The organism is Colwellia sp. KU-HH00111 (genome assembly GCF_040362745.1).
Taxonomy (GTDB): domain Bacteria; phylum Pseudomonadota; class Gammaproteobacteria; order Enterobacterales; family Alteromonadaceae; genus Colwellia.
This window is the reverse complement of record NZ_BAABWO010000009.1, coordinates 66097-85671: the sequence shown is the minus strand read 5'-3', so window position 1 is coordinate 85671 and position 19575 is coordinate 66097. Positions and strand designations below refer to the sequence as shown.

Sequence of the window (19575 nt, the reverse complement as noted above, 5' to 3'; positions counted from 1 at the left end):
CGTTAGTCTTCCACTTGCCAAACAATTTGATCTTCACTGCGGATCGGTACAACTACATCATTTCCAAAGCTGAGCGTTGCAGGAACTTGCCACGGTTTTCTTGTTATAGTGATTGTATCTTTGTTTGTCGGTAATTGATAAAAAGCTGGGCCATTTAAACTAGCAAACGCTTCTAGTTTATCTAGTGCATTTTCTTGTTCAAACACCTCAGCATATAATTCTATTGCTGCATGTGCAGTGTAAGAGCCAGCACAGCCACAACTAGATTCTTTTGCATGTTGTGCATGTGGTGCAGAATCAGTCCCTAAGAAAAACTTAGCACTACCACTAGTGGCCGCTTTAATTAAAGCTTGTTGATGAATATTACGTTTTAAAATAGGTAAACAGAAATAATGCGGACGAATACCACCAACGAGCATATGATTGCGATTAAATAATAAATGATGCACGGTAATCGTTGCAGCAACGTTTTCACTGGCACTGTTTACAAAGTCAACGGCATTTTTTGTAGTGATATGTTCAAGCACTATTTTTAAATTAGGATAATTAGCAACTAACGGTGATAAAATTGTGTCAATAAACACCTGCTCACGATCAAATATATCAATATCATCGGTGGTAACTTCACCATGAATTAATAACGGCATACCAACTTTTTGCATCGTTGTTAAAACGTCAGCCATTTTAGTGATGTCGGTTACACCAGAAGAAGAATTTGTGGTTGCACCAGCTGGATAGAGTTTTGCTGCAAAAACAAGCCCTGATTCTTTGGCTTCTATAATATCTTCTGGGCTAGTTGAGTCAGTTAAATACAAAACCATTAACGGTTGAAACCCTGATTTTGGCTCAGCAGCCATAATGCGATCGTAATAGGCTTTAGCCAGCGTTAAATTAGTAACAGGTGGTACTAAATTAGGCATAACAATTGCGCGCCCAAAATATCGACTAATGTCTTTGACCGTATTTTTTAATACTTCGCCATCGCGTAAATGTACATGCCAGTCGTCCGGACGCACAATAGTTATGCTATTTACTGGGCTTGATTCTGTTGGGTTTGTCATGCAATGTCTCTTTTCTTTAATGGTTCTATTTAATTACCATATACAACTAGGTAATTGTTTAATAAAGGATATATCGGTTACGCGTAACCATTTCTATGGCTATCCTAGCTGTTTTCGATGGTGTCATCACTATTGTTTGCTAATAAAGCCTGTAATTGTTCTTTTAAGTTTGGCGGCACTTTAAATATGGTTATTGAATCGTTGTGAGGATTGTAAACCACGTCTTGTCCAAAATGACTACGCTCAAAGCTTAAGCTAATACCATTGCCATAGCCGGAATACTTGGTGATTTTATTCACTACCGCTTGATCATGAGGGAACGACTCTTCAATAGGATAAGACTGCTGCTGGCAAAATTGATAAAAATCTTGTTCATTCCCGCTGGTATCAGTTGTAGTATGGCCAATAACCTTGCCGACATCTTGCATTGAAATATCTTGAGAGCTAGCTTTTTGCTCTTTGCAATAACTTAAAAGCTCTTTACGTGTTTGCTGTTTTTCACCTGCATCAAGTTGATTAACGGCAACAAAGTCTTCAACGGCTTGTACTAGTGTTTGAGTTTGCTCTTTGGCATTTAAGCCTTCTTCGCACCCTAAAAAGTCTAAGAAAAAGTCAGACACTTTACGCCCAGCACGACCTTTAATAAAAGAGATATAACGATTACCACTGGCATTTTGCTGATAATCAAACAAATCAATACGTGCAGCAAGCTGTAATTTATTGGTATCAAGGTGTTGATCCGCTGAAATATTAAGCTCACCATCAACGCTATAATGTTGTGAAACCGGAATAACCGCCACTAAAAGATAACGCCCCCCCATAAATTCATAGTGGCAAACCACTAAATAGCCACTTTCTTCAAGATCATATTTTTCTATTTCATTTTTAAGGGTATTAGCTGCCTGAATGCTAAATTGGTAAAAGTCTTGGCGTTCACCCAAATAGCTTTCCATTAAATCAACAAAACGTGCCGCTTGCACATCAGTGCCGTCATCATTTGTGCCTGGGGCTGGCATATCAGAAAAGCTACCATAAGCCTTACTGCCTTTGGCGTTGTATATAGTGTGTAAACCATCGACAAACGCTGTTATTTTTGCGCTAATGTCAATGTTTTCAGGGCCAAGGCGTAATACAACCTCGCCTGATTCTTCTTTTTTTGAAATATAATGTAGTGCGATATTAGAAATCATTAAACTCATAGTTAGGGATCGATATATTAGTATATTGTTCAGGCATTTGATAAACTACAAAACTATTATTTATCATCAGCAATTAAGTGTCATTATGCCCATTGTATCGAAATACTCCAATGAACGTGTAGAAAAAATTATTCAAGAACTTATGGATGTACTGGTAAAAGAATCAGCAACCACCGATTTAGCGTTAATGTGTCTTGGAAATACCATAACTAATATTATTAGTAAAATTCCAGCAGATAAACAAGGTGCCATTGTAGACAATTTTACGCGCGCATTAAATCAATCAATTCAAAAAACACATTAGTTTTATATTTACCCGTAATTATTTAATCCGTAATAAGAAGAATGAAGTTCAATGGTCTCTTTTGATACAAAAAGCTATAGTAAAAAACTATTACATTTAATCAGTTGGAGCCATTGGTTCACTTTTTTTAATATTATCGCAGCAATTGCCCTTTCGTCTTATTACCTGTTTAGTGAAACCGCACCAACCACCTTAATAGGACAAGTATACCTAATAACCACATGGGTCAGTCATATGGCCTTTCTAACCTTTATGAGCTTTGTGTTGTTGTTATTTCCGTTAACAATCATTTGGCCTAATACCAAGGTTATTCGAACCAGCGGCTCAATAATTTTTACCTTTGGCTTATTACTGTTATTACTTGATGGCTTTATTTACAGCCGATTAGGCTACCATGTAAATGCATCTTCGAGTGCCCAAATCATTAGTTTGATCAAAGAAATAGCACAAGAAAACGCGATTTTTTATACCGTTAGTGGCATGCTTGCTATCATAATTTTGGGTTTTGAATTTATTATTAGTAACTATGCGTGGAAGCATTTAAAGCAGTTACAAAAAACCATTTTCGCTCGTTTTGTAATTATGATTTTAGTAGTTGCTTTCTTTTTTAGTCATTTAACCCATATTTGGGCCGATGCCAATTTAGATTATGATGTGCTGCGCCAAGATACGGTATTGCCATTGTCTTATCCGGCAACAGCACAAACCTTACTCACTAAATATGGGTTGTTTGATGTTGACGACTATATTGAGCGAAAAACAAGACCGTTATCTTTTAGTAGTGCTATTCCGCGCTATCCAGTACTCCAGGCTCAGCAATGTGCGAGCCCAGCAGTTAGCAAGTCGGTATTTTTAGTACTTACCGATGAACAGCTTAATAAAGAGCAGTTTTATAATTTTAGCCGTAGAATTAATGCAAATCGTTATCAACTAAATAATCATGTGGATACCGCATTGTTTGATGATGCATGGTTTAATCTGTTTTATGCATTACCCTCTATTTACCAGCAAGACATACTGGCTCAAAACACTACCCCGCTTTTATTTCAAGCGCTTAGGCAACAAGGTTTAACCAGCTCATTCACCCTGATAACACCCAATAGTCAGAAAGATGCGGCTATTGAACAACCCAGTAATACCTTTTGGTTTACGCCATTATTTGAAGAAAATACTCAACTCAATGATATTTCAAGTTTGGTTTTTGCCGAAAAGCTTAATAATAAAAAGCCTGGGCTTCATTTAATTTATTTTCAAAGTGGTGATAATGCGCCAAAAAATCAAAGCAGCCAGTATCAATTTGAGTTGTTTATTGACGCACTATTATTGGCGCAAAAACATAAAAAGCAACAAGACATTATTTGGATCAGTTCATTAGGTAACCAAACTAAAGAAACCCGGCTTTCTACAAAGTCGGCTTTATTGATTACCCCTAACGAGCAATTGCAACTAACTAATAATAATGACGAGTTAAGTACGCTTACTAGCCATATGGATTTACAGCCAACATTGATGAAAAACTGGTTGGGTTGTCAGCTTGATCAAAGCCGATATAGTAATGGCGCAGATCTAACCACATTGACGAAAGATCGTGTTATTGCCAATACTTCACCGGAAGGTTTGCTGGTATTTAATAAGGATAAATCAGTATTAATTGACCAAAATGGTAATTTTCAGAGTTACTCAAGCCAATTAGCTGCCCCGATCACCGTAAATAAAGATTTTCCATTGATGATCGACGGTGTACATTTTATTAAGCGTTTTACAGAGCAAAACAATCAATAATTGTGTATTAGTTAAGCAGTTAATAATAATAGGCCGATAGATCACATAAATGTCTTTGCATTAACTCAATAAATCATTAATATAGGCGTCGCAAAACGACGATACTTGGGTTACCCTCCCTAGGTTACTACTTTAGAGTATTGTGCATCGTTTTTGTACGTCGGGGTATAGCGCAGCTTGGTAGCGCGTGCGTCTGGGGGACGTGAGGTCGCAAGTTCGAATCTTGCTACTCCGACCATTTTTTATATTATAAATTAGCCACTTAGAGATAGTTTAGTTAACTATTCTGGTGGCTTTTTTGTGTCTGTCTAAATTGCCAATATATACTAGCAACACCATTTCTTGCGTTGTCACCCAAATCGTTTGTATTTCTAATGTAGCTTTGACTAGCCTCACGCTTTACCTCAGCAGTTATTGTAAATTATCTGATGATTTGCCTAACAAAAATTCAACTCGATTTCTCCCTTGGTCTTTTGCTCGATATAATGCTTTATCAGCCCGGCGCAAGATATCCGCAACAGAATCACTCGGTATGCCCGTAGTTACACCAAAGCTAGCGGTTTTATTTCCTACTTCTGGAAAATCATGTTGAGCAATTATTGTTCTAAATTTGTTGGCTGCACTAATCGCTTCTTCGATGCTGGTTTCAGGGCAAATAATAAGAAATTCTTCTCCTCCCCACCTGCCAACAACATCTACTCCACGACAATTAATACGTAGTATTTGTGCAATTTCAATCAGTACTTGATCGCCAACCAAATGACCAAAGTTATCATTAACTATTTTGAAAAAATCTATATCAACCAAGATTATTGATAATGTCAATGAGTAACGTTTCATGCGGCTAATTTCTTCGAGCATAATATCATCAAGACGCAAACGATTATTGAGCCCGGTCAATTTGTCGGTAATTGATAATTCTTCTACTCTTTTTTTGTCGGTGATATTGTGCCTAATAGAAATGTAACCGCAGATTTTACCCTCTTCATTTCTTACTGGGTCAATTTTAGCATCGACCCAATAACGTGAGCCATCTTTGGCTTGATTTAATAACTCCCCTGACCATGTGTTTCCCTGAGTAATAGTGTCCCACATTTCTTTATATATACTTTCATTGGTCTCAGGGTGTTTTAATAACTTATGTGTTTGGCCTAATAACTCTTCTTTGCTATAACCTGATACCCGACAAAATGCGGTGGAGACATCGGTGATTTTACCGTCCAAATCGGTTTGAGATGAGATCACATAGCGGTCGACAATGTCTATATAGCGCGCCAAATTCTCTTTTACTTGCATAAGCCCCTGTGTTCTGTCTGATACCATATGATTCAGACGTCTATTTAAATAAAAAAGCACTATTACAAGCAGTAAACTTCCTCCAACTAAAGCCAACAGTATCTTCATTTCAAATGGAGAGTGTTTCTCTTTCACAAGATAGTCTTTGAAATCAACACCCTCAAATGTTGCATCCAGTGGTACAAAGCCTAATTGTTTATAAATGTCAGCAATGCGCCTAAAGCGTGAGCTGCTAATATGGCCAATATCAACTAAGTTTGGCAGGATCATTTTTTCTGTTTGCTCAGCTTCAAACTTTAAATTAGCTAATGGTTTGTTTGAATCGTATTTGGTTTGAATCAGCTCTATTAATTCTGCCTTATGCGCTAAGGCATATTTCCACCCTTTCATGCTTGCTTTGACAAATTGGTTTACCCTGTCAGGATCGCGGTGTATTAATTCTTCACTGGTAAATAATATATCATCATAAAAATCAATCCCGTAATTCATAGGGTTAATCACTTGAATGTTTACACCGGCTTTTTGATAATAAAAAGGTTGATCGGTTAAATAGCCAGAAATAGCATCAACTTCGCCTGTGGCTAACGCATTAGGATCAAAACTGTGGGGGACATGCTGGTAATCTGACTCATTAATGTTTAACTGAGTAAACATGGCTATTAAAGTGGCATCGTCATATCCCTTTCTATACATGATTCGCTTATTTTTTAGTTCATAGGGGCCAAGTAGCTGATCATCAGTACGAGTGATTAACACTAAAGGGCTATGTTGAAACACAGCAGCAACCGCCACTAAAGGAATTCCCCGCATTCGATCAAGAATAATGCTAGAGCCAATAATGCCATAATCAGCTTGACCGTTTAACACCGCATCAGTTGGTGTTGTTGACTGATCTAAAGGCAGTATAGTGACGTCAAAACCAGCTTCAGCGTAATAACCTTGTTCTTTAGCTGCATAATAGCCGGCAAATTGAAATTGATGCGACCATTTTAATTGCAGCACAATATTTTCAAGCGCTAACACAGGATTAGAAATTAGTATGGCTAAAGTTAAAAATAAGTGTGTTAGCGACAATCGTACAAAAAAAAGCAATGCAGTTTTCCGTTAGTTTTAAGGGCTACCTTGAGTGTAGAACAAAATAACTGTGCTAGCATAACTTTTATCCTTGATTTAATTACTATACCCGTTCCACTTGAAGATGCTCGTTTCAGGAAGTCTGAGCGATTCATAACCAAGGCGCATTTTTTTTATTAAGGGTTGTTCCCTTAAAAAGAAATGTAACGATGGATATGATTTGCTCAGCCTTCCCCGAGGGCTGGTTTAGAAACGCTTTATGCTGCGTTATTGATTTTGAGAAGGGAATAACCATTCTCTACAATCAATGCCTTGCCTAAAGACGTTTCTAACTCCAGCTGAATCCTGCATCTTCAAGTGGAGCGGGTATATAATCATAGATCAACTAACGGTAGGCTTTAGGCGTTTTACCTGTCCATCGCTTAAAGGCATGAATAAAGCTTGCTGATTCACTATAACCTAACCGTATTGATATTTGCTCTACTGTTAGCGTGGTGGTTGATAAATAATGTAGCGCTTTTTTACATAACTCTTCGTTGACCAATTGCTGAAAACTAACCCCTTGTTCTTTTAATTTTCGTCGTAACGTTCTTGGCGTCATAAAATACTGCTTTGCAATTTTATCTAAACTTGGTATCTCAGCTTGGGTTGCTTGGATAATGACTCTGATTTTTTCATCATAATTTTGTGGGCCTAACAAAGCTCTCTCTTGGCTTTTGCATTGCTCTTCTAGTAGTTCACGTGTTAATGAATTCGCTAAAGGTAGCGCTAGCGCTAAATACCTTTCATCAAATAATATTTGATTATGCGGCATCGAAAAATGTACAGGACATTGATATAACTTTTGATAGTGTTCGACACTGGATGGACAAGGAAAGTCGAAATGTATCGTTTTAGGTTTTTGCCCAACAATAGAGCGTGGAAACATGTCTCGTGTAGATAAAAACGCAAAAGAAAAATCACGCTCAAGATAAAACCGTCTTAAATCATTTAAGTTATATTTATCATTAAATCTGAGCACAGCATTGCCGGCTGAAGTAAAAAAATCTATATCAAAATGGGTGTAAGCCAGACGTATATACTTCAAAAAAAAAGTAATCGCCTCCTCAACTGTATCACTAGAGCCTGCGGCTAAACCAATATGACCAAAAGCGTTAATTCGATAACATTGCCCTGCTTGAAAACCAAGATCAGGCTCAGTCATGGTATTAACAAGTTCTCGGGTAAAGGCAATTTCTTGTGTTAAAGAGATGCTCGCTTTAGGATCGTTCAGTAAATCCATTGCTATGCCTGACTTGTTAAGCATACCTTCAAGGTCATAGCCCTTACTAACAACCAACTTTCCTAACAGCGAAATCCCCATAATTGACTGTTTTGCATTAATTGAATCGATACTCATTAGCCTTTGATTCATGTTTGAATGTCCTAAATTATCAATAATCAACCCTATTAAACCATAAAACCGAACGATAATTGAGTCTAGTATGCAAATAATGACGATTAATAATGAAGGTGAATAGATGAAACGTTGGAATGGCTGGGGTGATGATAAAAACAATTTTAGTTTTGAACTAACACAAACCTCACAACATTATATTGAAAATATTGTAGGCAAAGGTACCCCCTTAGCTCCAATTTCATTAGCTGACGCAATTGCCAAAGTGCCGCCTTCAAAAGCACCAGAACATCAATTAATTAACACCAGTGCCGAAGTCCGTTTACGTCATTGCACAGGACAAAGTATTCCTGATTGGATCGCAACTCACAGTGGAAATTTTGATGCGTTTCCTGATGGCGTAGCATTTCCAAAAACCACAGCGCAGGTACATACCTTATTAGAATTTGCCAAGCAAGAAGATTTAATTGTAATCCCTTATGGCGGTGGCACTTCAGTTTGTGGTCATATCAACCCAGTGAACCATCACCGCCCTATTATTACGATTGCGTTAAGCGAGATGAATCAGCTGATTGACTTTGATGAGCTTAGCCAAGTTGCCACTTTTGGCGCTGGCACGCTAGGACCTGATGTAGAAAAACAATTAGCAACTTTAGGATACACCTTAGGGCATTTCCCACAATCATGGGAGCTGTCTACAGTTGGGGGTTGGGTTGCTAGTCGCTCTAGTGGTCAACAATCACTGCGTTATGGTCGAATAGAAAAGCTATTTGCCGGTGGCACAGTTGTTACACCAAAAGGTGCTATAGATATTCCTACCTTTCCAGCATCATCTGCAGGCCCGGATATGAGAGAAATGGTGTTAGGCAGCGAAGGTCGCATGGGAATTATTACCGAAGTGAAAATGCGAGTCACTAAAATCGCTCAGCAAGAATATTTTTATGTTGCCTTTTTACCTAATTGGCAAACAGGAATCGCCGCTACGCGTGACATTGCCCAAGCGGGGGTACAATTGTCGATGATGCGTTTGAGTAATGCTGTTGAAACGGCTTCGCACTTAACCTTGGCGGGTCATGATACTGCGGTTAAATATTTAGAGAAATATTTACGCTTACGGGGCATCGCTAATGACGATAGTAAAACCATGTTCACCTTTGGAATAACAGGTAGCAAGGCGCAATGTCAATCCGCCTTGAAAATTACCAAACAGTTTATCAACCAACACAGTGGCGTTTATATTGGTACTGCGCTGGGTAAACATTGGCAACATAGCCGTTTTCGAAGTCCCTATTTACGCCAAGGATTTTGGGATATAGGCGTAGTCGTTGACACAATGGAAACCTGTGTAGATTGGTCGGCAGTACCTGATACTGTCAACACTATTGAATCAGCTATTGCAAATGCTTTAACACCACAAACAAATTGCGCTAAAGCTAGTGGTACGAGCGAAGAGCCTGAAAAAATTCATGTGTTTACTCATTTATCACACTTTTATGGACAAGGCTGTAGTATTTACACCACGTTTCTTTTTCGTATGGGCAAAGATTACGATACCACACTTAAGCGTTGGCAATTAATTAAAGCTGCAGGGGCACAGGCTATCGTTAAGCAAGGGGGAACTATTAGCCATCAACATGGCGTAGGTAAAGATCATGCCCCCTATTTAGCAGCAGAAAAAGGTGAGTTAGGAATTGCAGCGATCAAAGGCTTGTGTCAGGTGTTTGATCCAGATAAACGGATGAACCCCGGCACCTTGGTGTAACACTATGGTTAACAACTCTAACTCAGCGATTAGCTTTACCGACCGTACTGATTTTTTAGCGCAATTACGACAACATAGTACAAAAACCACCCGTAAAACATGGGATGTTATTGTGATTGGCGGCGGTATTGTTGGCGCAGGAGTTTTACAAGAAGCAAGACGTCGAGGTTTAAGCGCCCTGCTTATTGAACAACAAGATTTTGCTTGGGGCACATCTAGTCGTTCATCAAAAATGGTGCATGGTGGCCTTCGTTATATTGCACAAGGCGATATCAAACTAACCAAACAAGCCCTGCAAGAACGTGAACGTCTATTAAAAGAAGCCCCTGGTTTGATCGAGCGAATGGGCTATTACTTTGTACTTAAACAAGGGCAAATACCCGGGCGCTTTATCATGAATACCTTGTTGTGGCTATACGATTGGCTGGCAGGAATCAAAGATCATCGCTTTTTTAATGTCAGCCAAACCATCAAGAAGTTTCCCGGCTTAAGCTGTCAAACCCTTAAAGGCAGTTGTTATTATACTGACTCAACGGTTGACGATTCGCGTCTGGTCATGCGTGTGCTGCAAGAATCTATCAACGCTGGCGCACAAGCTATTAATTATGTAAAAGCAACCTCACTAGTGAAAAATCCCCGCACACAACAAGTGATTGGCGTTAATATTCAAGACAACAGCCCCCATGCGCCATCTACTGAAATATTGACGCTACAATCTAAGGTGGTGATCAATGCTACTGGTGCGTGGGCAGATAAATTACGAAATGAAGTAGTGACTGAGCAACGTGTCAGGCCGTTACGTGGCAGTCACCTAGTAGTCGGTAAAGCCACATTGCCAGTTAATTCTGCGTTAACATTATTGCACAGTGCTGATAAACGACCTGTTTTTATCTACCCGTGGGAAGGTGCAACCATTATTGGCACCACAGATCTAGATCACCAGGATGATTTGGATAACGAAGCAAAGATCAGCCAAGAAGAACTTGATTATTTACTCGCGGTGGTTAATGAAAATTTTGCTCAATACCAGATCACTCACCATGACATAATCTCGACATTTTCAGGGGTTAGACCCGTGATCAGTTGTGATAGGCATTTTGCTAAACAAGCTTCAAAAGAACGTCGTGACCATGCTATATGGGCTGAATCAGGGTTAGTAACCGCTAGTGGAGGCAAGTTAACCACCTTTAGATTAACAGCCATTGAAGCACTTGATGCAGCGATGCCTTGGTTAACTTCTGAGACAAAAAACCAACAAGAACACCAGCAAAGCGAGCAAAGTCATGTTTTTTCAAATTTAGCTGTTGAGCAATTGTTTCCCAGCAAGCATCAACACAACATAGCATGGTTAGCCCGCTTGGTTGGCAGGTATGGCAATAATGCTCCTTTGATATTATCAAACACGAGCCAAGCAGAAACAAAGCTTATAGAGAATACTCAGTTCTGTTTAGCCGAGTGCCGTTGGGCTATTAAGCACGAAGCTGTTGTGCATCTTGATGATTTATTATTAAGACGAACCCGATTAGGCTTGTTGGTAAAAAATGCTGGCGAATCTTTATTTAATCAATTAGCAGTTATTTTTCAACAAGAACTTGGCTGGAGCGAAACTAAGTGGCAAGATGAACTCACCCGCTATCAAGCCATAATTAAACAATATTATTATTTACCCATGTCTCTTGATTTAAAGCCCAATACATCATCATGATTAAATCTAACAATAAAGCCAGCTATTTATTGGCACTTGATAATGGTACTCAGAGTATTCGGGCTCTGTTATTTGATCTTAAGGGCGAAATTGTTGCGAAAAGTAAAGTTGACATTGAACCTTATTTTTCAAAACATCCCGGTTGGGCGGAACAAGAGCCGAACTATTACTGGACCATGCTTGGACAGGCATGCCAGCAACTTTGGCCAGAATTAGACAAGAAAAATATACACAAATCACACATTAAAGCCGTTGCTTTGACCTGTCAACGGGCCACCATGGTTAACCTTGATGTTGAAGGAAAGCCGCTTAGGCCAGCAATTGTATGGTTAGATCAACGTGAACAACACAACTTAGATACCATGAGTTGGTATTGGCGCGCGCTGTTTACCTTGGTGGGTGAAACCAAAACCATTGAATACTTTAGACGCCAAGCTGAGGCAAATTGGATAAAACATCAACAACCTGATGTATGGAAAAACACCCATAAGTTGATGTTACTATCAGGTTTTCATAGTTTTAAATTAACGGGAAACTATGTTGACTCAATATCTAGCCAAGTTGGCTACCTACCCTTTAATTTTAAACGTCAAAGCTGGTGTAAACCATTAGATTGGCGCTGGCAAGCTCTACCAATAACCAAAGACATGCTACCGACACTTATTCCTTGTGGTGAGTCATTAGGTGTTATATCGGAACAGGCATCGCTAGAAACTGGCATACCTCAAGGTTTACCGCTTATTTCTGCTGGTTCAGATAAAGCGTGTGAAGTGCTAGGCTCGGGCTGCTTAACCCCAGACACCGGCAGTTTGAGTTATGGCACAACAGCAACCTTTAATACCACCAACACCAACTATGTAGAAGCGATAAAACATTTACCAGCCTATCCTGCTGCAATGCCTAATGTGTATAACACGGAATTGATTATTCAACGAGGATATTGGATGGTAAGTTGGTTTAAACGTGAGTTTGGCTTAAAAGAGCAACAGCTAGCTAGCAAACAAGGTATTGCCACTGAAGTATTGTTTGATGATTTATTAGCACAGGTGCCCGCAGGCTCTATGGGTTTAGTGTTACAGCCTTACTGGAATCCCGGCATAAGAACTCCCGGACCAGAAGCAAAAGGCGCTATGATTGGTTTTGGTGATGTTCACACCCGAGCGCATATTTATCGTGCGATAATTGAAGGTATTGGTTATGCGCTGCGAGAAGGAAAAGAGCTTACCGAACGTAAAACTGGAATTAAAATCACTAAGTTAATGGTCTCAGGCGGAGGCTCACAAAGTGATCAAGCCATGCAAATCACTGCCGATATATTTGGTATGCCCGTTCAGCGACCGCATACCTTTGAAACCTCAGGCTTGGGGGCGGCTATTAATGCGGCCGTTGGGGTTGGCCTTTATGCTGATTACACTCAAGCTGTGGATAATATGACCCATGGCGGCAAAGTGTTTACGCCAATTAACGCCAATAAAAAATTATATCATCAGTTGTATCATAGCGTTTATCAAAAAATGTATTCTCGATTAAACCCTTTGTATAAAGCAATTAGAAGCATCACTGGTTATCCTAGCAAGTAAACCAAGCAGTAGTAACTCAAAACTTAAACTGACACTTTGTTTCCATAAGTTGTAATTCAACTTGACCGTCGCAAAAGCCACCATTGCGGACATTCGTCATTAAACTAATCAACACTAACAATATGGTCTAAATGGGAATGAAACTCAGCAATAGAAAAGTTAGCTAAACACCTAAAACCAATGAATATTAATAAGCTATTGGATCGGAAGTAAAGTTCTCTGTATAGTTAAATTAATTATATATTTCGTATTATTGGTTTATCGTAGAAATGGATCTTCCTAAGCATATAAAATCCACAAAATATTATTCCAAAGGTTTGTTTGAAGGACTTAATTCTTTTAAAGAATTAGAGTTACGTATTCAAAAAATATCTATCGCTAAAGATAAAGGAGATTCTTTTGAAGTATTTGCTGAAGCTTATATTGCTACTGAGCCTACTCTACAAGCCGAAGAAGTTTGGTCTTTTGAAAATATCCCATTAAAAATAAAAAATTTATTAAATATAAATACTTCAAATGACAAAGGGATAGATGGTGTTTATTTAAATAAACTTGGTCAATACAGTACTTATCAAGTCAAATTTAGATCGTATAGAAAATCATTAACTTGGGATGAACTTTCAACGTTCATTGGCTTATCAGACTCTGTTAAATCAAAATTAATTTTTACTAACAGTATTCGTTTACCTGATGATGTATTACATCAAAGAAGTGGTTTGCACTGCGTTAGGGGGAGCGATTTAGATTATTTAAAAACAGACGACTTTAATCGTATAAATAACTGGTTATCAAAAGGAATAACCAATAGGGTCATTAAAAAACCAAGAGCACACCAGCAAGATGCTATAAATAACATTACCAACGCTTTACAAAGTACTTCAAGAACAACAGCATTAATGGCTTGTGGTACAGGTAAGTCATTAGTTTCTCTTTGGGTTGCGGAAAAACTGAAGCCTCAATCTATATTGGTACTACTACCATCATTAGCTTTAGTTAGACAAATACTTAAAGAATGGTGTTACGAAACCAGTTTAACTAATTCTTCATATATATGTATTTGTTCTGATAACTCGGTAACTAAAAATATTGATGCTTATACCTCAGATTTAAGCTTCCCTGTGACCACTGATATTGATGAACTTGCTTCATACCTTAAGAATACTGTTGGCACCAAAATAGTTTTTTCAACATACCAATCAGCAAAAGTTGTATCTAAAGCAATTAATAATGACTTTATATTTGATTTTGGGGTTTTTGATGAAGCACATAAAACAGCAGGAAGAGAAGGTAAAAAGTTTAGCTTCGCCCTTAAAGATGAAAATATAAAAATACAAAAAAGGCTGTTTTTAACTGCAACTCCGAAGCATTACTCAATAAGGGAAAACAACAATTATTTTAAAGATATTCCAGTATATTCAATGGATAAGGAAGATGTTTATGGAGAAGTCTCTTACAAGTTAACATTTGCAGAAGCTGCCAATAAAGGAATTATTTGTAATTATAAAGTTGTAGTTTCCGTGATAACAAATGAAACGGTAAGTCGTGAATTACTCAAACGTAGTGGAGTAGATTTAGGTTCTGATTATGTTAAGGCAAAGCAAGTTGCTAATCAATTAGCTATAAAAGAGTGTTTAGAAAAGTATGGCGTTAAAAAAATATTCACTTTTCATAAATCAATAGCGTCCGCTAAATCCTTTACCAGTGAAGGTGATGAAGGTATTGCTCACCATATCCCTGAATTAGAAACTTTCCATGTTAATGGCGACATAAATGCAGGTAGTCGAGAAAACATTATAAATGATTTCAAGAATAGTGATTTTGCCCTTATGTCGAATGCTAGATGTTTAACCGAAGGTGTGGATGTTCCAACGGTAGATATGGTCGCTTTTCTTTCACCTAAAAGAAGTCAGGTGGATGTTATACAAGCAACTGGTCGAGCAATGAGAAAAAGCCAAAATAAAGATGTTGGATATATATTAGTACCTATATTTTTAGAGCTAGAAACAGGTGAAACTGTTGATGAAGCAATAGGTAAAACAGAATTTAATGAGGTCTTTGATGTACTAAATGCTCTTCAAGAACAAGATGAACAATTATATAGCAGCATTTGTAATATACGTGAGCATTCAAATGATATAAAAGGTTTTCAAGATGATAGATTTAATAAAACTATAGAGGTGCTTGGCCCCGAAATTCATTTAAATGATTTAAAGAATGCTATTAAAACAAAAATTGTTAATAAATTAGCTCCTGCTTGGTATGACCGTTTTGCAGAATTGAAGACTTTTTATAATGAATATGGTCACTCTGATGTCCCCAATGATAATGAAAATACAAGACTTGCTAGTTGGGTACAATACCAAAGGCAGCAATATAAAAATGAAATTCCTCTCCTTACCATTGAACGAATTCATAAACTAGAAACCTTAAACTTTAAATGGGATATCGCTAGTGCAAGGTGGGAAGATAAATTTAAGCAACTAGAACAATATTACAATGAATTTGGGAATACGACCGTACACACTCGCTACGATAATGGCACGCTTTATAATTGGATGAAAACTCAAATCCGAGATAAGAAAGATAATAAATTATCAGAAGATCGAGTCAACCGTTTAAATGCTTTAAATTTCATATGGGAACCTGTTTCAAATAGAGAATGGGACGACAAGTATGACGAATTAGCAGAGTATTATAATTTAAATGGAACATCCTTACTCCCAGCTAGATACGGAAGCCTAGGAACATGGTGCGTAGGTCAGCGTCAAAAATACCATCAAAATGAACTAGATGAAGAGCAAATAAACAAACTAGATTTAATTGAATTCAGTTGGTCTCCTAGAGGCGATTTGTGGACCCAAAGATATAATGAATTAGTGAGGTTTAAAAATGCTAAAGGCCACCTTTGTGTAGACCAATATGATGAAGATTATAGGCAATTAGCGACTTGGGTTTCTTCTCAAAGAGCAAAATATAAAGAGTACCTTCAATCCCGTAAGTGGCGTAACCGTATAGAAAAATTAGAAAAGCTAGGCTTTAAATGGGAAGGGAATAATACTAGTGAGAAAAGAGATGATAAATTTTTAGAAATGCTTGAAAAATTAAAGCAATATGAAAAAAAACATGGAAATACTAGAGTGCCTGCAAAGTGGAAACAAGATAGAGAGCTAGGTCGATGGGTAGACGCACAAAGACAAGTATTTCGAAAAGGAAATTTACCAACATATAAAAAAGAGCTACTTGATGAATTCAATTTTAATTTTTTAGAACAAAGAAATTATTATAGTTTTTCTGAAAGAGTTGCTCAGTTAAAAGACTTTAAACAAAAAAATGGCACCGCTAAATTCAATATGGAAAATGATCCTTATAATTTGAGGGGCTGGATCCACAGAATAAATAAAAAATTTAAGAATAATTTACTTGAAATAGAAGAAATCAAAGAATTAGAAGATATAGGTATTGATTTCTCAAACAATACTTCTAACATGCTACAGAATAAAACATATAGGGAGAATGCTCTTAGATGGGATTTGCGATTTAAAGAATTACAATCTTATCAGCAGCAGTATAAAAACTGTAATGTTCCTAGAAACTGGCAAGAAAACACGGCATTAAGTTCATGGGTTAATAGACAAAGGCGATTATTTAAAAATGGCTCTTTAGACATAGAAAGCATAAATAAATTAGAAGGTATTGATTTTTTCTTCACTAGAGATAAAATTTCAGCAAATAAAATAAGACAACAAAAACCAAAAAAAGAAAGACAACAAAGCAACATAACAACAAATAATGAAGTTCTTTGGCAATACAGGTTTAGCGAATTGGAAGAGTATTTTGCTAAAAATGGGCACTGTAACATCCCTAGAAATTGGCAAGAAAACACGGCATTAAGTTCATGGGTTAAAACACAAAGGTATAATTATAAAAATGATAAATTAGCAGATCATAGAAAGTTAAAATTAGAAGAAATAAATTTTTCCTTTGTGAATCAAGTCATAGCTAGTTGGGAAGAAAGGTACGCTGAGTTGGTAAATTATAAAGAAAAATTTTCACTAACAGAAATAACTACTGTTGATAAGAAACTGCCTGTTTTAAGAAGCTGGTTATTTAATCAATTAACCAAGTTTAGAAATAAAAAATTAGAAGATAAACAAATCAGCCTATTAAAAGAGTTGGGGGTAGTGCTCTCACTTCATAAAAAAGGTGATAAGTGGGAAAGTAAATACAATGAGTTGATTGAATTTATTAAGATAAATGGTCATTGTGATGTTCCTCAATTATATGGTGGAACAACAGGGCTTGGAAAATGGGTTAACCGTCAAAGACAATCCTTTAAAAACAATAAACTAGCAATTGAAAGAGTAACTAAGCTAGACGCTGTAGAGTTTATTTGGGAAAAACCAATGGGTCAAAAATCTAATCCTCCTATAAAAATCACTTAGGCTAGATAACCTCAAAAAGAAAGCGTTCTTATATAAACTCAACTGGCAGCTATGAGCTTGAAGCCGTCTGTCATAATTAGTTAAACCCTGGCACTTAAAAGTGCTCGATCAATTTTGAGCTACTGCATAAGCACACTAGTACATAAATTCACTACACATCATTGGAATTATTTAAACCACACTTTACCACCAATCATTTTATATGCAGGTGTGCCTTTAATGAGTATTTCACGGGCGAAAACCTTTTCACACTGGGGACAAGTACAAGCAATATGGGTAAAATCTTGACTAATACGTTCTTTAAAACATTTTACCAGTGCTCCCTTGCCGCCTTTACGATATTTAAATAATGGCGCATTACAAGCCTTGCAATAAACATTAATGGTTTTGGTGGGCCCTTTTTTATTAGGTTTTGCCATAAATTGTTCTACTTTTTAATGACTAAAGTTGCTAGTGCTAAACATTATTGGTTCGTAAGGATCGCATTGCCATTAATTTCCGCGTTATCGCCGGAATGTCTGTTAACGCTTTTTCTTTATCATCAACAAAGGTAAGTTCATCATCAAGGTAACCCGTTTGTTCGATAATTGGCGACTCTTCTTTAGTGAGCTCTCCTGTACTTGAGTCAATACCTGAAGCAACAATTAGAATTTCAATTTCTGATGCTAAATTGGGATCTAAGGTAACGCCAGGTACAATAAGCACTGATTTATTGGTTATTTTCTCTCTGATATGATCAATTAGTCCATTATAAGTGGCTAGTTTAGGCTCAGATTTGCAAAATAATTGAAAAATAATACCTTTGGCGCTATCAATTCTAGCAATAGACACTAATGGATTATTAAGCGCTTGGTCTAACGCCTCAAAAGCCAACTCTTCTGACTCTGCCTTACCGACACCTAAAATCGACTCTCCTTCATAAGACAAAATACTGGAAAAATCATTTTTATCGACATTAACATACCCGGTTTCGGTTAACATTTGCGCCAATGAAATCAGCAAGTTTTTTAGTACGTCATTGCTTTGGTTAAAAGCCGTAAATAAACCAATACTTTCGCCAAGCCCTTTTAAGAGCAGATCATTAGATAAAGTGATATAGGCATGAATTGGCTCTTTAATATCATTAATACCTTGTAAAGCAAAATCCATGCGTAGCTTTCCTTCAGACTCAAAAGGCAAAGTAACAATTGCCAAACAATTAATGTTCAACTCTCTCGCTATTCTAGCAACCAATGGACTAGCGCCTGTTCCTGTACCTCCGCCAAAACCTGCGGTAATAATAACAATATCGCTGCCTTGAATAGCACTGGTGAGTATCTCTTTACTTTCTTGTGCCGCTTGCAAGCCTACGTCAGGGTTAGAGCCTGCACCATAGCCTTGGGTGAGTTCTTCACCAATTAATATTTTATTTTCAACATTAAGAGAGTTTAGTGCTGCTAGGTCGGTATTAACTGCAATTAAATTAACACTCGTGGACAAGTTATTTTCATAGAGCATGTTAATGGTATTACAACCACAGCCACCAATACCGATCACTGTAATCATTAAATTTGGGTTGGCGTGAATAAGTTCTTTCATAAATATTCCTAAGCCATCCTTGGTAAGTAGCTCAAGTGACAGCGTGATGGTACGAGTGAATGATTAATTAACTCCATACCTAAAAAGTGCGTGTTAGATGACCCAGTGGTCAATAAATTTCCTTGATCATACCTCATTATAATGATCAAATTTTCAATCTGCCAGCTTAAAAAGTAACTCCAGCCTTATTATTTTTTAACTCTTATCTAATCGACAATGAGTATTTTGATTAAGTCACTAACAAATTAACACGTATTTACCTATTACCACTATATGGGTTTTAAAACGGAAGTAAACATTCACACCAGCTATTTTGGGGTTATTAGAGTTGTAGTGACAACCTCACAGCGGGGTTATCAGAGTTATCAAATCAAACTCAACAGGAGTTACTAGAGT

12 protein-coding genes and 1 tRNA gene are annotated in these 19575 nt (G+C 37.4%); 7 read left to right on the top strand and 6 right to left on the bottom strand.

Translation table 11 applies throughout. From position 1 onward, the window contains the following. Positions 1 to 2 precede the first annotated feature (2 nt). Together pyrC and yejK are read right to left on the bottom strand one after the other, a co-directional pair. Positions 3 to 1061, bottom strand: a complete 1059-nt coding sequence (gene pyrC / locus ABXG98_RS15680; protein WP_353539633.1) for a dihydroorotase — start codon at positions 1059 to 1061, stop codon at positions 3 to 5. A gap of 104 nt (positions 1062 to 1165) precedes the next feature. Then, positions 1166 to 2251, bottom strand: coding sequence for a nucleoid-associated protein YejK (gene yejK / locus ABXG98_RS15675; protein WP_353539632.1), 1086 nt, complete (start codon positions 2249 to 2251; stop codon positions 1166 to 1168). Between the two features lie 94 nt (positions 2252 to 2345). Between yejK and ABXG98_RS15670 the strand changes: the two genes are divergently transcribed. The 3 genes from ABXG98_RS15670 (at position 2346) to ABXG98_RS15660 (ending at position 4584) form a co-directional block, all read left to right on the top strand. Beyond that, a complete protein-coding gene (locus tag ABXG98_RS15670; protein WP_353539631.1) occupies positions 2346 to 2564 on the top strand; it encodes a YejL family protein in 219 nt (72 codons plus the stop codon). Positions 2565 to 2615: 51 nt separating this feature from the next. Beyond that, a complete protein-coding gene (locus ABXG98_RS15665; protein ID WP_353539630.1) occupies positions 2616 to 4346 on the top strand; it encodes a DUF3413 domain-containing protein in 1731 nt (576 codons plus the stop codon). A 161-nt stretch (positions 4347 to 4507) separates the two neighbouring features. Next, positions 4508 to 4584 (top strand) — tRNA-Pro (locus tag ABXG98_RS15660). 173 nt (positions 4585 to 4757) lie between these two features. On the opposite strand, the gene ABXG98_RS15655 is transcribed toward ABXG98_RS15660, so the two are convergent. Together ABXG98_RS15655 and ABXG98_RS15650 are read right to left on the bottom strand one after the other, a co-directional pair. Beyond that, positions 4758 to 6734 carry an ABC transporter substrate-binding protein gene (locus ABXG98_RS15655; RefSeq protein WP_353539629.1) on the bottom strand — a complete coding sequence of 659 codons (1977 nt, stop codon included), beginning with the start codon at positions 6732 to 6734 and terminating at the stop codon, positions 4758 to 4760. Between the two features lie 367 nt (positions 6735 to 7101). Then, a complete protein-coding gene (locus ABXG98_RS15650; RefSeq protein ID WP_353539628.1) occupies positions 7102 to 8130 on the bottom strand; it encodes an AraC family transcriptional regulator in 1029 nt (342 codons plus the stop codon). Between the two features lie 106 nt (positions 8131 to 8236). Between ABXG98_RS15650 and ABXG98_RS15645 the strand changes: the two genes are divergently transcribed. From ABXG98_RS15645 to ABXG98_RS15630, 4 genes are all read left to right on the top strand, one after another. Next, entirely contained in the window at positions 8237 to 9874 is a 1638-nt protein-coding gene (locus ABXG98_RS15645) for an FAD-binding oxidoreductase (RefSeq protein ID WP_353539627.1), read from the top strand. A gap of 4 nt (positions 9875 to 9878) precedes the next feature. Beyond that, positions 9879 to 11579 carry a glycerol-3-phosphate dehydrogenase/oxidase gene (locus ABXG98_RS15640; RefSeq protein ID WP_353539626.1) on the top strand — a complete coding sequence of 567 codons (1701 nt, stop codon included), beginning with the start codon at positions 9879 to 9881 and terminating at the stop codon, positions 11577 to 11579. Next, complete coding sequence (locus tag ABXG98_RS15635; protein ID WP_353539625.1) at positions 11576 to 13159, top strand: FGGY-family carbohydrate kinase; 1584 nt, start codon at positions 11576 to 11578, stop codon at positions 13157 to 13159. The genes ABXG98_RS15640 and ABXG98_RS15635 overlap by 4 nt, the downstream gene beginning before the upstream one ends. A 269-nt stretch (positions 13160 to 13428) precedes the next feature. Beyond that, positions 13429 to 17601, top strand: a complete 4173-nt coding sequence (locus ABXG98_RS15630) for a DEAD/DEAH box helicase (protein WP_353539624.1) — start codon at positions 13429 to 13431, stop codon at positions 17599 to 17601. A gap of 167 nt (positions 17602 to 17768) precedes the next feature. Here ABXG98_RS15630 and ABXG98_RS15625 read toward each other — a convergent pair whose 3' ends face one another. Together ABXG98_RS15625 and ABXG98_RS15620 are read right to left on the bottom strand one after the other, a co-directional pair. After that, complete coding sequence (locus ABXG98_RS15625; RefSeq protein ID WP_353539623.1) at positions 17769 to 18020, bottom strand: hypothetical protein; 252 nt, start codon at positions 18018 to 18020, stop codon at positions 17769 to 17771. A gap of 37 nt (positions 18021 to 18057) precedes the next feature. Further along, positions 18058 to 19179 carry a cell division protein FtsZ gene (locus ABXG98_RS15620; RefSeq protein WP_353539622.1) on the bottom strand — a complete coding sequence of 374 codons (1122 nt, stop codon included), beginning with the start codon at positions 19177 to 19179 and terminating at the stop codon, positions 18058 to 18060. Positions 19180 to 19575: the final 396 nt, after the last annotated feature.

Coding starts and splice junctions, on each gene's coding strand:
- pyrC (WP_353539633.1), bottom strand. CDS start 1,061: ATGACAAACCCAACAGAATCAAGCCCAGTAAATAGCATAACTATTGTG.
- yejK (WP_353539632.1), bottom strand. CDS start 2,251: ATGATTTCTAATATCGCACTACATTATATTTCAAAAAAAGAAGAATCA.
- ABXG98_RS15670 (WP_353539631.1), top strand. CDS start 2,346: ATGCCCATTGTATCGAAATACTCCAATGAACGTGTAGAAAAAATTATT.
- ABXG98_RS15665 (WP_353539630.1), top strand. CDS start 2,616: ATGGTCTCTTTTGATACAAAAAGCTATAGTAAAAAACTATTACATTTA.
- ABXG98_RS15650 (WP_353539628.1), bottom strand. CDS start 8,130: ATGAATCAAAGGCTAATGAGTATCGATTCAATTAATGCAAAACAGTCA.
- ABXG98_RS15645 (WP_353539627.1), top strand. CDS start 8,237: ATGAAACGTTGGAATGGCTGGGGTGATGATAAAAACAATTTTAGTTTT.
- ABXG98_RS15640 (WP_353539626.1), top strand. CDS start 9,879: ATGGTTAACAACTCTAACTCAGCGATTAGCTTTACCGACCGTACTGAT.
- ABXG98_RS15635 (WP_353539625.1), top strand. CDS start 11,576: ATGATTAAATCTAACAATAAAGCCAGCTATTTATTGGCACTTGATAAT.
- ABXG98_RS15630 (WP_353539624.1), top strand. CDS start 13,429: ATGGATCTTCCTAAGCATATAAAATCCACAAAATATTATTCCAAAGGT.
- ABXG98_RS15625 (WP_353539623.1), bottom strand. CDS start 18,020: ATGGCAAAACCTAATAAAAAAGGGCCCACCAAAACCATTAATGTTTAT.
- ABXG98_RS15620 (WP_353539622.1), bottom strand. CDS start 19,179: ATGAAAGAACTTATTCACGCCAACCCAAATTTAATGATTACAGTGATC.